11 protein-coding genes are annotated in these 14,504 nt (G+C 69.6%); 8 read left to right on the top strand and 3 right to left on the bottom strand.

The genetic code is table 11. The features are described from left to right. Positions 1 to 21: 21 nt before the first annotated feature. The 3 genes from ACZ5KV_RS02785 to ACZ5KV_RS02775 form a co-directional block, all read right to left on the bottom strand. Positions 22 to 3,141: an efflux RND transporter permease subunit gene (locus ACZ5KV_RS02785; protein ID WP_464240819.1), complete on the bottom strand. Its 3,120-nt coding sequence runs from the start codon at positions 3,139 to 3,141 to the stop codon at positions 22 to 24. After that, entirely contained in the window at positions 3,141 to 4,331 is a 1,191-nt protein-coding gene (locus tag ACZ5KV_RS02780) for an efflux RND transporter periplasmic adaptor subunit (protein WP_464240818.1), read from the bottom strand. The genes ACZ5KV_RS02785 and ACZ5KV_RS02780 overlap by 1 nt, the downstream gene beginning before the upstream one ends. Positions 4,332 to 4,532: 201 nt before the next feature. Then, the gene (locus ACZ5KV_RS02775; protein WP_464240817.1) at positions 4,533 to 5,552 is read right to left on the bottom strand and encodes a metal-dependent hydrolase; all 1,020 of its coding nucleotides are present in this window, start codon (positions 5,550 to 5,552) and stop codon (positions 4,533 to 4,535) included. Between the two features lie 191 nt (positions 5,553 to 5,743). On the opposite strand from ACZ5KV_RS02775, the gene ACZ5KV_RS02770 reads away from it, so the two are divergent. The 8 genes from ACZ5KV_RS02770 (at position 5,744) to ACZ5KV_RS02735 (ending at position 14,498) form a co-directional block, all read left to right on the top strand. Then, on the top strand, positions 5,744 to 6,397 hold the full coding sequence (locus tag ACZ5KV_RS02770) for an HAD family hydrolase (protein WP_464240816.1): 654 nt from the start codon (positions 5,744 to 5,746) through the stop codon (positions 6,395 to 6,397). Positions 6,398 to 6,403: 6 nt separating this feature from the next. After that, on the top strand, positions 6,404 to 7,060 hold the full coding sequence (locus ACZ5KV_RS02765; protein WP_464240815.1) for a phosphatidylserine decarboxylase family protein: 657 nt from the start codon (positions 6,404 to 6,406) through the stop codon (positions 7,058 to 7,060). Between the two features lie 13 nt (positions 7,061 to 7,073). After that, positions 7,074 to 7,835 (top strand): CDP-diacylglycerol--serine O-phosphatidyltransferase, encoded by a 762-nt coding sequence (gene pssA / locus ACZ5KV_RS02760; protein ID WP_464240814.1) that lies wholly within the window; start codon positions 7,074 to 7,076, stop codon positions 7,833 to 7,835. A 213-nt stretch (positions 7,836 to 8,048) separates the two neighbouring features. Further along, positions 8,049 to 9,569, top strand: a complete 1,521-nt coding sequence (locus ACZ5KV_RS02755) for a 2-isopropylmalate synthase (RefSeq protein ID WP_464240813.1) — start codon at positions 8,049 to 8,051, stop codon at positions 9,567 to 9,569. Beyond that, positions 9,570 to 10,829, top strand: coding sequence for a 3-isopropylmalate dehydratase large subunit (locus ACZ5KV_RS02750; protein ID WP_464240812.1), 1,260 nt, complete (start codon positions 9,570 to 9,572; stop codon positions 10,827 to 10,829). It begins immediately after the preceding gene. 16 nt (positions 10,830 to 10,845) lie between these two features. Further along, complete coding sequence (locus tag ACZ5KV_RS02745) at positions 10,846 to 11,349, top strand: 3-isopropylmalate dehydratase small subunit (RefSeq protein ID WP_464240811.1); 504 nt, start codon at positions 10,846 to 10,848, stop codon at positions 11,347 to 11,349. A gap of 2 nt (positions 11,350 to 11,351) precedes the next feature. Next, on the top strand, positions 11,352 to 12,425 hold the full coding sequence (gene leuB, locus ACZ5KV_RS02740; RefSeq protein WP_464240810.1) for a 3-isopropylmalate dehydrogenase: 1,074 nt from the start codon (positions 11,352 to 11,354) through the stop codon (positions 12,423 to 12,425). A gap of 108 nt (positions 12,426 to 12,533) precedes the next feature. Then, the gene (locus ACZ5KV_RS02735) at positions 12,534 to 14,498 is read left to right on the top strand and encodes an ABC-F family ATP-binding cassette domain-containing protein (RefSeq protein WP_464240809.1); all 1,965 of its coding nucleotides are present in this window, start codon (positions 12,534 to 12,536) and stop codon (positions 14,496 to 14,498) included. The last annotated feature ends 6 nt before the right edge of the window (positions 14,499 to 14,504 follow it).

The raw sequence follows: 14,504 nt of genomic DNA, 5'->3' as shown, positions 1-14,504 counted from the left end.
GCGGGGCGCCTTTTTCGGGGATCAGCCGTCGCTCTTGGGGCGACGACGGAGGCGTTCGGTGATGCCGACGACCGTCTTGTAGAACGTCGGGATGAAGAACGGCGCGATGAACGTCGCCGCGAGCATCCCGCCGATGACGCCGGTGCCGATGGCGTGGCGGCTGGCCGCGCCCGCGCCGCTGCTGATGGCCAGCGGCAGGCAGCCCAGGATGAAGGCCAGGGAGGTCATCACGATGGGCCGGAAGCGCAGTTCGGCGGCTTTGGCCGCGGCCTCGGCGATGCTCAGCCCGGCCTTGTGCTGCTGCACGGCGAACTCCACGATGAGGATGGCGTTCTTGGAGGCCAGGCCGATGAGGGTCACCAGGGCGATCTGCAGGTAGGTGTCGTTGGACAACCCGCGCAGCAGGGTGGCCCCGGCCGCGCCGAACAGGGCGAAGGGCACCACCAGGATGACCGCCAGGGGCAGGGTCCAGCGTTCGTACTGCGCCGCCAGGATCAGGAAGACCATCAGCAGGCCCAGCAGCAGCACGGTGAACGAGGTGCCGCCCGTGGCGCGCTCCTGGTAGGCCGAGCCGGTCCAGGCCAGGTGGTAGGTGTCGGGCAGTTCGCTGCGCGTCAGCTCCTCCAGCGCGTCCATGGCCTGGCCGGAGCTGTAGCCCGGGGCCGGGTTGGCCATGATCTTGGCCGCCGGGAACACGTTGAAGCGTTCCACCACCTCGGGGCCGGTGGTCTGCTCCACCGTGGCCAGCACCGTCAGCGGGATCATTTCGCCCGAATCCGAGCGCACGTACACGTCGGCGAGGTCGTCGGGGTTGTCGCGGAATTCGCCGCGCGACTGGAGCTGGACCTTGAAGGTTCGGCCCAGGCGGTTGAAGTCGTTGATGTAGTAGGCGCCGAAGGTGGCCTGCATGGTCTCGAACACGCGGTCGATGGGCACGCCCATGGCCCGGGCGCGCTCGCGGTCGAGGATGACGTTGATCTGCGGCGAGTTGACGCTGAACATGGCCTGCACGTTGCCCAACTCGGGGCGCTGGCGGGCCTTGCCCACCAGTTCGTTGACCCGCTCGGCCAGGGTCGTCAGGCTTTCGCCGCCGCGGTCCTGCACGTAGCCTTCCACGCCGCCGGTGTTGCTCATGCCCATGATGGGCGGCAGGTTGAAGGCCAGCACGAAGGCGTCGGTGATGGACGCGCCCGCGCCGAAGGTCATGCCCACGATCTGCTCCACCGTGGGGCCGTGCTTGCGCTCGTCCCAGGACGTGAGGTTCACGAAGGCCGTGCCGGTGTTGGTGCGCATGGCGCCGGAGAGCAGGTCCAGCCCGGCCAGGGTCATGATGCCGTTGACGCCGGGCATCTTGGTCATGCGCTCGGTCAGGGCGTCCATGGCCTCCTCGGTGCGCGAAAGGGACGCGCCCTCGGGCAGCATGGTCACGGACAGGATGTTGCCCTTGTCCTCTTCGGGCACCAGGGCGCTGGGCAGGGCCTCGAACATGCGCCAGGAGACCACGCACAGCACCGCGAAGATGGCGAAGGCCAGCAGCGAGCGCTTGAGCAGCAGGCGCACGCCCGCCGTGTAGCCCGCCGTGAGCCGCGTGAAGAAGCGCTCGAAGAGCAGAAGCGGCAGGATGGGCTGGCGGTGCTCGTTTTTGAGCAGCAGCGCGCACAGGGCCGGGGTCAGCGTCAGGGCCACGATGCCCGAGATGATGACCGACACGGCGATGGTCACCGCGAACTGGCGGTACATCTCGCCCGAAAGGCCGCCCATGAAGGCCACGGGGATGAACACCGAGCAGAGCACCAGCACGATGGCCACCACCGCGCCGCTGACCTCGCCCATGGCCTTGATGGTCGCCTCCTTGGGCGGCAGGAACTCGGTTTTCATCACCCGTTCCACGTTTTCGATGACGACGATGGCGTCGTCGACCACGATGCCGATGGCCAGCACCAGGCCGAACAGGGTCAGGGTGTTGATGCTGAAGCCCAGGGCGTACATGCCCGCGAAAGTGCCGATGATCGACACGGGCACGGCCAGCAGGGGGATGAGGGTCGCCCGCCAGTTGTGCAGGAAGATGAAGATGATCAGCGACACCAGCAGGAAGGCCTCGATGAGCGTCTGCTGCACCTCCTGCACCGAGATGCGCACGAAGGTGGTCGTGTTGTACGGCACGGTGTAGTGCACGCCGTCGGGGAACTGGCCCGAGAGGCGGTCCATGGCTTCGAGAACGCGGTCGGCGGTGGCCAGGGCGTTGGCGCCCGGGGCGAGGTAGACGCCCATGGCCACCGAGGGCTTGCCGTCGTGCTTGCTGCTCAGGACGTAGCTCTGGGCGCCCAGTTCCACGTCGGCCACGTCGCGCAGGCGCAGGAAGCTGCCGTCGTCGTTGGCGCGCAGGATGATGTCCTCGAACTGCTCGGGGTCCACCATGCGGCCCTGGGTGGTCACGGTGTAGGTCATCTCCACCGGGTTTTCCAGGGGCGAGCTGCCGATGGCGCCCGCGGCGAACTGGGCGTTCTGCTCGCTGACGGCGGTGGCCACGTCCGTGGGCGTGAGGCCCAGGGTGGCCAGCTTGTCGGGGCGCAGCCAGATGCGGATGGAGTAGTCGCGCGAGCCGAAAACGGTGGCGTCGCCCACGCCGGGCAGGCGCTTCAACTCGTCGATGACGTTGACCAGGGCGTAGTTGCTGATGTCCACCGTGTCGTAGCGGTCGTCCTCGGCCTCCATGGCCAGGACCATGAGCATGCTCGACGACTTCTTGCTGACGGTGACGCCCTGGCGGCGGACTTCCTCGGGCAGGGACGACTCGGCGGCCTGCACGCGGTTGTTGACGTTGATGGTGTTCTGGTCGGGGTCGGTGCCGACCTCGAAGCTCACGGTGATGGCCAGGCTGCCGTCGCCCGCGCTCACCGAGCGCATGTAGATCATGTCTTCCACGCCGTTGATCTTCTGCTCGATGGGCGCGGCCACGGTCTGGGCGATGGTTTCGGCGCTGGCGCCGGGATAGCGCGCCGACACCTGCACCTCGGGCGGCACGATGTCGGGGAACTCCGCAATGGGCAGCACCTGCAGGGAGATGAGCCCCGCGAGCACGAAGAACAGCGAGACGACCGTCGCGAAGATCGGCCGGTTGATGAAGAAGCGCGAGAACATCAGCTCTTGCCCTGCCCGTTGCCGGCCTTGGGTGCGGCGGCGCCCTCGTCGATGACGGCGACCTTGGCCCCGGGGCGGACCTTGATGACGCCCTCGGCCACGATGGTCTGCCCGGGGGCGAGCCCGCCCTCGACCACGAAGCTGTCGCCCACGGCGCGGCCCAGGGTCACGGGCACGGGCGAGGCGGCGTTTTCGGCGTCGAGCACGTAGACCAGGGGCGCGGCCTTGGTGAACAGCACCGCGCGCTGGGGAATGAGCATCACGTCCTTGAGCACGGCGCCTTCCACCACCGCGCGGGCGTAGCTGCCGGGCAGCAGCAGGCCGTCGGGGTTGGGCAGGGTGGCGCGGAAGTTCACGGTGCCGGTCTGCGGGTCTTCGCGGCTGTCGGCGAAGCCGATGGCGCCGGCGTGCTCGTAGAGGCTGCCGTCGGAGAGCTTCAGGCGCACGGTCATGCCGCCCTCGGGCGTGGTCAGCTTGCCTTCGCGCTCCAGGCGCCGGTCGCGCAGCACCTGGCTGCCGGTCACGGAGAAGTTCACGTACAGCGGGTCCACCTGGGTGATGGTCGTCAGCAGGCTGTTGCCGTCCACGCTGACGAGGCTGCCTTCGGACATGGATTCCTTGCTGGTCACGCCCGAGATGGGCGCGCGGACCTCGGTGTAGCCCAGGGTGATGGCCGTTTCGCGCACGGCGGCCTCGGCGGCCTCCACGGCGGCGGCGGCCTGGTCGTGGGCCGTCACGGCGTCGTCGCGCTCCTGGGCGCTGACGACGCCCTGGGCGAACAGCGTTTCGGTGCGCTCGCGGTCCACCCGGGCCAGCTCCAGGGTGGCGCGCAGGCGCTTGAGTTCGCCCCGGGCCTGCTCGTTGCTGGCGTGGGCGGAATCGGGCTCGATGCGGAAGAGCAGGTCGCCCTTGCGGACGTAGGCGCCTTCCACATAGGTGCGCTCCAGCAGGATGCCGCCCACCTGGGCGTGGACCTGCACGTCGCGCGAGCCGGTGACCTGGGCGGCGAACTCGCCCGTGAGGGGCAGGTCGGCGCTGGTCACGGTCATGGCCCGCACCTGGGGCGCGGGGGGCGAGGCGGCGGCGCTCGCCTGGGGTTTGTCGTCGCAGCCCGACAGGGCCACGGCCAGGGCGATGGTGGACAGCAGGGCCAGGAGGCGCCTGGGGGCGGAGCAAAGGATGCGCGGCATGGACGGAAAATCCTCCGGGAATGGACTCTGGCACGCGGACAAAATTGTTAGCGTGCTATTCAATAGGGAAGCAGGTAATGCTTTCGGCCGGGGTTGGCAAGGGGGAAAATTGCGGCCAGGCGTATATAAATGGCAACAGGGCCTCGGAGCGGGACATTTTTTTCGGCCCGGACGGCATCCGAGGGCGGGCCGCCCGGGGGCTCAGGGCACCGTGCGCAGGGGATGGCTCTGCCCGGCGTAGAGCACGCTCTCCAGGGCGCCGGTGGGATCGAACACGGCGGTGACCGCGAAGGGTATGTCGCGCAGGCCCGCCAGACCGCGCAGCACGGGCGAGGCGGAGTGGAAGCGCACGTCGAGGAAGCGCACGGCGTGCCCGCCGCCGGGGGGCGCCCCCTGCGGCGGCAGGGGTGCGGGCTCCATGGCCGGGGCGTGGGCGAACCAGACCCAGGTGGCGAACAGGGAGGCCCGGCGGCCCAGGCGCTCCAGCAGGGCGGGGTCGGCGCGGGTGAAGGCGTCGAACTCCAGGGGTCGCCCGGCGGCGGGCAGGGCGGTGGTCGAGCCGACCAGCCAGCGCCCGCCGTCCTGTACCGTGACCTTCCAGAAAAGGGGCGAAAGCGCGTCGGGGCTGACCTCGAAGGGCCGGTCGGCCAGCCCCTGGGCGGCCAGGACCCGGGGCATGGCCGAGGCCACGGCGGTGCGCACCCCGTGGCAGGCCAGGGGGTAGGCCACCAGCAGCGCGAGTCCGGCCGCGGCCAGCCGCCGTCCCGGGGCCCCGCGCGCGCCCCGGCGCAGGGCGAGGCCCAGCAGCGTCAGGGCGCTCAGGGTCAGGAAGGGATCGATGATGAACACGCTGCCCCAGGCTAGGCGCGCGTCGGAAAAGGGCGCAAGGAGCTGGGTGCCGAAGGTGGTGATCATGTCCAGCCACAGGTGCCCGGCCAGCAGGGCCAGGGCCAGACAGAAGGTCTTAAGCGGGGTGAAGGCTTTGCCGAAAAGGCGGAAGACGGCGGCCAGCAGCAGCGCCTGGGCCACGATGCCGACCAGGGAGTGGGTGATGCCCCGGTGGTGGCGCAGGTAGGCCTCGGGGCCCAGGCCCACGAAATTGTCCACGTCGGGCAGCCAGGCCGCGAGCAGGCACAGGCCGTAGGCCGCGCGGGTGCCCAGGCGGTCCCTGGCGATGCGCCCGGCCAGGGCGCCGGAAACGAGGTGCGTCACCGGGTCCATGCCCGGGTGTGTAGCCCGGGGGCGGGCCGCTGGCAAGCCGCCGCCGTGATGCCGGGCCCTGGCCCCGGCGGCCCGGCTTGACTGGAGCCGACTTGCCCCTACCATACCGGGTGGGGCCCACCCTGGCCGGGAGTTGACCGGGAGGCCGCGATATGTTCATGAAGGCACCTTTGCGCTGGAGGATTGCGACCATGGTTCAGAAGATCGTGCAAAACGCGACGGGCGGCCCGTGCCAGGGGCTGGACGCCGTGATTTTCGATTTCGGCGGCGTGCTGGCCGAAGAAGGCTTTTTCGAGGGCTTCAAGGCCATTGCCGCGCGTCACGGCATGGACGCGGGCGGTCTGGCCGAGACGGCGGTGGACGTGATCCGCCGGGGCGGCTACGTGGAAGGCCGGGCCACCGAGACCCAGTTCTGGGAGGAGTTGCGCGCGCGCACCGGCCTGGGCGAATCCGACGAGGCCCTGCGCCGCGAGCTGCTTTCGCGCTTCGTGCCGCGCGGGTTCATGTTCACCCGGGTGGACAAGCTGCGCGCCGCCGGGTACAAGGTGGCCATCCTGAGCGACCAGACCAACTGGCTCGACGAACTGGACGCCGCCCACGGCGTCTTCGCCCACTTCGATCTGGTGCTCAACAGTTACCGCCTGGGCAAGACCAAGAAGGACCCGACCCTGTTCGACGACATCCTCGCCGCCCTGGGCGTGGCGCCGGACCGGGCGCTGTTCATAGACGATTTCGAGGGCCACATCCGCCGCGCCCGGGAGCGGGGCCTGCACACCATTCACTACACCGGCCGCCAGGACTTCGAGACGCGCCTGCGCAAGTTCTGTCCCGGCCTGGAGGCCTGAGCCGTCATGAAAACCCCCCGCGTCGGCATTGCCCTGGAAGGCGCCCCCGCCATCGCCCTGGCGGCGTTTTTCACCGTCATCCTGGCCGTCCTGGACTGCGTGACCGGCACGGCCCTGGGCTTGGTGCTCACGGCGCTGACGGTGAACTTCTTCCGCGACCCCGAGCGCTACCCCGCGGCCGAGCCGGGGGTGGCCGTCTCCCCGGCGGACGGCAAGATCGTCAAGGCCGGGCTGGCGCGCGACCCCTTCACGGGCCAGGAGCGCAAGGTCGTGTGCATTTTCATGAACATTTTCGACGTGCACGTGAACCGCATGCCCGTGGCGGGCACTGTGGAGCGCCTGCAATACCACCCCGGCAAGTTCCTGAACGCCAGCCTGGACAAGGCCAGCGAGGACAACGAGCGCATGGCCCTGGACATCCGCGGCTCCGAGGGCGGGCAGTGGAGCGTGGTGCAGATTGCCGGGCTGGTGGCCCGGCGCATCGTCTGCCACGTGGAGCCCGGCGACACCTTGGGCCGGGGCGCGCGCTTCGGGCTCATCAAGTTCGGCTCCAGGGTTGACCTTTATCTTCCGGATGCCTATGACATAGCCGTGCACGTCGGGGACCGGGTCCTCGCGGGGCAGACGATCATCGCCCGCCGCAAGAGCGGCGCGCAAGAGTAGAGCAAGAAGGACCATGAGCGAGCCCACGGACAGACCGTTCCACAAAGGTGTCTACATCCTGCCGAACATGCTCACCACGGCGAGCCTGTTCTCCGGATTCTTGGGCATCATGTGGGCCATCCAGGGCCAGTTCGAGTCCTGCGCCCTGGCCATTCTGGTCAGCGCCCTGTTCGACGGCATGGACGGCAAGGTCGCCCGGCTGACGGGCTCGGCCAGCGAGTTCGGCGTGCAGTACGACTCCCTGGCCGATCTGGTGGCCTTCGGCGTGACCCCGGCCATCATGGTCTACCAGTGGCAGCTCCACGCCTACGGGCGCCTGGGGCTCATGGCCGCTTTCCTGATCGTCGTCTGCGGGGCGTTGCGGCTGGCACGCTTCAACGTCAACACCTCCACGTCGTCGAAGAAGTATTTCATCGGGCTGCCCATCCCGGCCCAGGGCTGCGCCCTGGCCACCCTGGTGCTCTTCGAGCCCTTCGCCCCCGGGTTCCTGGCGACCCACCTGCCCGAGGCGAGCCTCGTTCTGGCCTACGCCCTGTCCTTCCTCATGGTCAGCCGCGTGCGCTACGCCGCCTTCAAGGAATACGATTTCGTCAAGGCCCATCCTTTCAGCAGCATGGTCACGGCCATCCTGCTCTTCGTGATGGTCGCCTCCCAGCCCAAGGCTCTGGGATTCCTGATCCTGTTCGGGTACATCCTCTCCGGGCCCGTGCATACCTACTACCTGCTCCTACGCCGCCCCCATATCCTACGGGAGCGGACTCGCACGCACTCGTAGCGCCACGGCGCACCCTCCTTCCCCACGGGTTTTTTTCCCTGGGCGGCGCGCGCCGGGCGCGGCGCCCGGAACGCCCAGTATGCTTCTCCGGACGCCACCGGCAGGTTCCCCTCATCGTCCACCACCCACCAGCGGCGCCGCCGCCGGGCTCCTCCGCCCGGGCCGGGCCCGCCGCACAGGCACCGCCAGACCGGCATTGCCAAGGAGAAGCACATGTCCGACCGCGTCTATTTCTTCGACACCACGTTGCGCGACGGCGAACAGTCCCCGGGCTGCACCATGAACCTGCGCGAGAAACTGCGTCTGGCGCGCCAGCTCGACAGCCTGGGCGTGGATATCATCGAGGCCGGGTTCCCGGCGGCCAGCGAGGGCGACTTCGAGGCCGTGCGCGCCATCGCGGGCACCGTGGAGCGCGCCCAGGTGGCCGGGCTGGCCCGGGCCCTGCCCAAGGACATCGACCGCGCCTGGGAGGCCATACGCGGCGCGCGCAACCCGCGCATCCACACCTTCCTGGCCTCCAGCCCGCTGCACATGAAGCACAAGCTCTGCAAGGAGCCCGCCGAGGTGCTGCGCATGGCCGAGCGCGCCGTGCGCCACGCCGCAAGCCTCACCGCCAACGTGGAATTCTCCGCCGAGGACGCCTCGCGCTCCGAGCGGCCCTTCCTGGCCGAGATCTGCGAGCTGGCCATCGCCTGCGGCGCCAGGGTCGTGAACATTCCCGACACCGTGGGCTACGCCCAGCCCGAGGAGTTCGCCGACCTGATCGCCTTCCTCATGGAAACGGTGCCCAACGCCGCCCAGGCCGTGTTCTCCGTGCATTGCCACAACGACCTCGGCCTGGGCGTGGCCAACACCCTGGCCGCCGTGCGCGCCGGGGCGCGCCAGGTGGAGGTCACCCTCTCGGGCATCGGCGAGCGCGCGGGCAACGCCGCCCTGGAAGAGGTGGTCATGAACATGCGCACCCGCCCCGCGTACTACAACGTGAGCCACGGCATCGACACCGAGCAGCTCTTCCCGGCCAACCGCATGCTCTCGCGCATCATCGGCCGGCCCATTCCGGCCACCAAGGCCGTCATCGGCGACAACGCCTTCGCCCACGAGTCGGGCATCCACCAGGACGGCATGCTCAAGCACCGCGAGACCTACGAGATCATGACCCCCGAGAGCGTGGGCCGCTCGGCCACGGATATGGTCATGGGCAAGCATTCGGGCCGCCACGCCGTGAAGTCCAAGGTCGAGGCCATGGGCTTCCGCCTGTCCGACGAGGAGGTGGAGGTGGTTGCGGCCGCAGTGAAGAGGCTGGCGGACATCAAGAAAAAAATATACGACGAGGATGTCGAGGCCATCGTGCTCGAAGAGGTCTTCCGCATCCCCGACAAGTACCGCCTGAAGCACCTGCACATCCAGTCCGGCACCATCAGCGTGCCGCCCACGGCGGCGGTGATCATGGACGTGGACGGGCAGGAACGGAAGATCGCCACCTTCGGCGTGGGGCCGGTGGACGCGGTGTTCAACGCCATCAGCGAGATCACCGGGCAACGCCCCGTGTTGGAGCAGTACCTCGTCAACGCAATCACCGACGGCACCGACGCCCAGGGCGAGGTGACCGTGAAGATCGAGCAGGACGGCCAGCGCGCCGTCGGCCGCGGCTCCGACGCCGACATCATCGTCGCCAGCGCCAGGGCCATGCTCAACGCCTTGAACCGCCTGGAAAAGAAAAGAGAGGACAAGTAGATGCCCCAGACCCTGGCCCAGAAAATCCTGCAACGACACAGCGCCGAACCCGTGGGCGAGGCCGGGAGCATCGCACGCTGCCGCGTGTCCCTGGTGCTTGCCAACGACATCACCGCGCCCCTGGCCATCAAGGCCTTCGAGGCCATGGGCGCGCGCGGGGTGTTCCACAAGGAGCGCGTCGCCCTGGTGTGCGACCACTTCACGCCCAACAAGGACATCGACTCCGCCGAGCAGGTGCGCACCGTGCGCGAGTTCGCCCGGCGCATGGGCGTTGTCCACTACTACGAGGGCGGCGACGTGGGCGTGGAGCACGCGCTGCTGCCCGAGCTGGGGCTGGTCGGCCCCGGCGACGTGGTGGTCGGCGCCGACAGCCACACCTGCACCTACGGCGGCCTGGGCGCCTTCGCCACGGGCATGGGCTCCACGGACATCGCCGGGGCCATGGCCCTGGGCGAAACGTGGTTCAAGGTACCGCCGACCATCCGCGTGGAGATCGACGGCACCCCCGGCGAGCACGTGGGCGGCAAGGACTACATCCTGCGCCTCATCGGCGAGATCGGCGTGGCCGGGGCGCTGTACAAGGCCCTGGAATTCGGCGGGCGCGCAGTGGAGGCCCTGACCGTCGAGGGCCGCATGACCATGGCCAACATGGCCATCGAGGCCGGGGGCAAGGTCGGGCTGTTCGACGCCGACGCCAAGACCCTGGCCTACGCCGCCGCCGCCGGGCGTGCGGGCGACGCCGCCCTGGCCCCGGACCCGGGCGCGGTCTACGAACGCACCGTGCGCCTGGACGTGACGGGCATGGAGCCCCAGGTGGCCTGCCCGCACCTGCCCGAGAACGTGCGCCCCGTGTCCGCCGTTCGCGACGTGACCATCCACCAGTCGGTCATCGGCTCGTGCACCAACGGGCGCATCGAGGACCTGCGCGAGGCCGCCGCCGTGCTGCGCGGCCGCCGGGTGGCCCGGGGCGTGCGGCTCATCGTGCTGCCCGCCACCCCGCGCATCTGGCGCCAGGCCCTGAAGGAAGGTCTGCTGGAAACCTTCATGGACGCCGGGGCCGTGGTCGGTCCGCCCACCTGCGGGCCGTGCCTGGGCGGGCACATGGGCATCCTGGCCAGGGGCGAGCGCACCGTGGCCACCACCAACCGCAACTTCAAGGGGCGCATGGGCAGCCTGGAGTCCGAGGTCTACCTCAGCGGGCCCGCCGTGGCCGCCGCCTCGGCCGTGGTCGGCTCCCTCGCCAGCCCGGCGGACCTCTAGGACGGAGAAAGCGACAATGCACTATACCGGAACCGCCCACGCCGTGGGCGCCAACATCGATACCGACGCGATCATCCCGGCGCGCTTCCTGGTCACCACCGACGAGGCGCAGCTCGGGGCCAACTGCATGGAAGGCCTGGAGGCGGGTTGGGTGTCCCGCGTCCGCCCCGGGGACATCATGGTCGCCGGGCCCAACTTCGGCTGCGGCTCCTCGCGCGAGCACGCGCCCATCGCCATCAAGGGCGCGGGCATTCCCGTGGTGGTGGCCCACAGCTTCGCGCGCATCTTCTACCGCAACGGCTTCAACATGGGCCTGGTGCTCATCGAGGTCGGCGACGGCTACGCCGACCTCGGCGACGGCCACCGCATCGAGGTGGACACCGACGCGGGCGTGGTCCGTGATCTGGACACCGGAGTCGAGGTCCGCTGCCAGCCCGTGCCGCCGTTCATGCAGGAGATCCTCGACGCCGGGGGCCTTGTGGGCTACGTGGGCCGACGTCTGGCCGGGGAGGCCCGCTAGCCATGCGCAAGACCATCTGCATCCTGCCCGGCGACGGCATCGGCCCGGAAATCATGACCCAGGCCCGCAAGGTTCTGGAGCGCGTGGGCGCGCGCCACGGCTGCGAGTTCGTCTGCACCGAGGCGCTGCTGGGCGGCGCGGCCATCGACGCCACGGGCGGCCCCCTGCCCGAGGCCACCGTGGCGGCCTGCAAGGCGGCCGACGCCGTGCTGCTCGGCGCCGTGGGCGGCCCGAAGTGGGACACCATCGACCCCGCCATCCGCCCCGAGCGCGGCCTGCTGGGCATCCGCAAGGCCCTGGGCCTGTTCGCCAACCTGCGTCCGGCCAAGCTCTTCCCGCAGCTTCGCCGGGCCTGTTTCCTGCGCCCCGACATCGTGGCCGACGGCCTGGACGTGATGGTCGTGCGCGAACTGACCGGCGGCGCATACTTCGGCGAGCCCCGGGGCGTCGAGGTCCGCAACGGCGTGCGCGTGGGCTGGAACACCATGATCTACGACGAGCACGAGGTGGAGCGCATCGCGCGGGTGGCCTTCGAGGCCGCCATGCGTCGCTCGCGGCGGTTGTGCTCGGTGGACAAGGCCAACGTGCTCGACGTGTCGCGCCTGTGGCGCGAGGTGGTGGTCGAGGTCGCCCGCGACTACCCCGAGGTCGAGCTTTCGCACATGTACGTGGACAATGCGGCCATGCAGCTCGTGCGCAACCCCGCGCAGTTCGACGTGCTGGTTACCGAGAACCTGTTCGGCGACATCCTCTCCGACGAGGCCGGGTGCATCACCGGGTCCATCGGCATGCTGCCCTCGGCCTCGCTGGGCTCGGGCGGGCCGGGGCTCTACGAGCCCATCCACGGCTCCGCGCCGGACATCGCCGGGCAGGACAAGGCCAACCCCCTGGCGACCATCCTCTCCGTGGGCATGATGCTGCGCCATACCCTGGACATGCCCGCCGCCGCCGACGCCGTGGAGGCCGCCGTGTCCGCCGTGCTCGACGAGGGCTGGCGCACGGGCGACATCCGCGAGGAGGGCTGCCGCATGGCCGGGTGCGAGAAAATGGGTGACCTCGTGGCCGAAAAGCTGTAGAAGCGGTGCGGCGCGAGCCCGCACATTGCCAGCAACCCAGAACCCGGGAGGCCGCGCGGCTTCCCGGGTTTTTCTTCGTCAGCCGCCCCAGCCGGGCGCATGTGAGCCATGTCCAGAATCAGCATCCAGTCCCTGTCCAAGTCCTTTGGCGGGCGCGACCTGTTCCAGGCCTTTTCCCTGGAGGTCACGCCCGGCATGCGTCTGGCCGTGGTCGGCCCCAACGGCTGCGGCAAGTCCACCTTCCTGCGCATTCTGGCGGGCATCGAAGACCCCGACTCCGGAACGGTGTCCATCCCCAAGGACGCGCAACTCGGCTACTCCAAGCAGGAACTGGCCGAGCGCGACCTGGGCGAGTCCGTGACGAGCTGGGTCATGGAGGGGCTGCCGTCGTGGGGCGACTTCTGGGAGCGCTGGGAGGCCGCCACCCGCGCCGGAGACAAGGCCGCCCTGGGCGCCCTGGCCCAGGAGCAGGCCCACCTGGAGCACGTGTGCGGCTACAACCCCGAGCACAAGGCCCGGGCCGTGCTCTCGGGCCTGGGCTTCTCCGCCGAGCAGTTGGGCAGCCCCCTGCGCGAGCTTTCCGGCGGCTGGCGCGAGCGGGCCAAGCTGGCGCGCATCCTGGTGGAGGGCGCGGGCGTGCTGCTGCTCGACGAGCCCACCAACCACCTGGACCTGGAAGCCGTGGAATGGCTTGAGGACTACCTCAAGGCCTTCGAGGGCGCCCTGGTCTTCGTGGCTCACGACCGCATGCTCCTGGACCGCGTGTCCACCCATGTGCTGTTCCTGGGCGGGGTCAAGCCCGTGGTGCGCAAGGGCACGTTCACCCAGTTCTGGGCCTGGATGGACGAAACCGAGGAGCAGCGCCGCCGCGCCGAGCAGCGCGTGCAGGACGACATCGCCAAGAAGATGGATTTCGTGCGCCGCTTCCAGGTCAAGGCCACCAAGGCCCGGCAGGCCAACAGCATGAAAAAGCAGGTGGCCAAGCTGGAAAAGGAGCTGGAAGGCGTGCGCGCCGAGCCCAAGGCCAAGGAGCTCAAGTTCTCCTGGCCCGCGCCCGAGCGCGGCAACAAGACCGTGCTCTCGGCTATCGGCGTGCAGGTGGCCTATTCGGGCGGCACGAGCCTGTGGCGGCCCCTGGATTTTCACATCTACGCGGGCCAGAAGATCGCCCTGGCCGGGCCCAACGGTTGCGGCAAGACGACCCTGCTGCGGGCCATCACCGGCCAGCTCGCGCCCAGCGCCGGGTCCATCGAGGTCGGCTCCAAGATGCGCGTGGGCTACTTTTCCCAGCATCAGGCCGAGACCCTGAACCTCGACCGCACGGTGCTCGGCGAAATCCGCCGCCTGTCCGACCCGCGCACCACCGAGGAGGAGCTGCGCAGCGTGCTCGGCCTGTTCATGCTGCCCGAATCGTTCTGGGACCGGGAGGTCCGCGAGCTGTCCGGCGGCGAGAAGAACCGGCTGATCCTGGCCACCCTGTTCCTCAAGCGGGCCAACTTCCTGGTGCTGGACGAACCCACCAACCACCTGGACCTGGAAAGTCGCGACGCGCTCATCAGGGCCCTGTGCGACTACGAGGGCACCATCCTCATGGTCGCCCACGACCGGCACCTCATGAGCGCCGTGGCCCGCGAGGTCTGGTGGCTGAAGCCCGGGGGCATCGAGGTCTTTCCCGACGGGTTCGAGGGCTACGACCGCGCCCGGCGCGCGGCCCTGGAGCCCGCGTGCGCGCCCCAGGCCGATGCCCGCCGGGGCAGCCGCGCCGATGCCAAGGAGGCCAAGCGCCGTCAGGCCGAGGCCCGCAACGCGCTGTACAAGAAGCTGCGCCCGCTCCAGGAGCGCTACGCCGCCAAGGAGGCCGAGCTGGAAAAGCTGCTGGCCGAGCAGGGCGAGGTGGAGCAGACCCTGGCCGATCCCGAGGTCTACGCCGACGCGGCGCGCTCCTCGGGGCTCATGAAGCGTTTCGCGGAGCTGCAGGGGCTGACGGAGAAGCTCGTGGAGCGCATGGACGGGCTCGAAGGGGAGATCGCGGCCCTGGAAGCCGAACGCGAGGCCCTGGGCGACGGCTGCTGACCCGGG

Source organism: Desulfocurvus thunnarius, assembly GCF_055390965.1.
The sequence above is the reverse complement of the archived record's forward strand: the minus strand, read 5'-3'. Positions and strand labels throughout refer to the sequence as shown.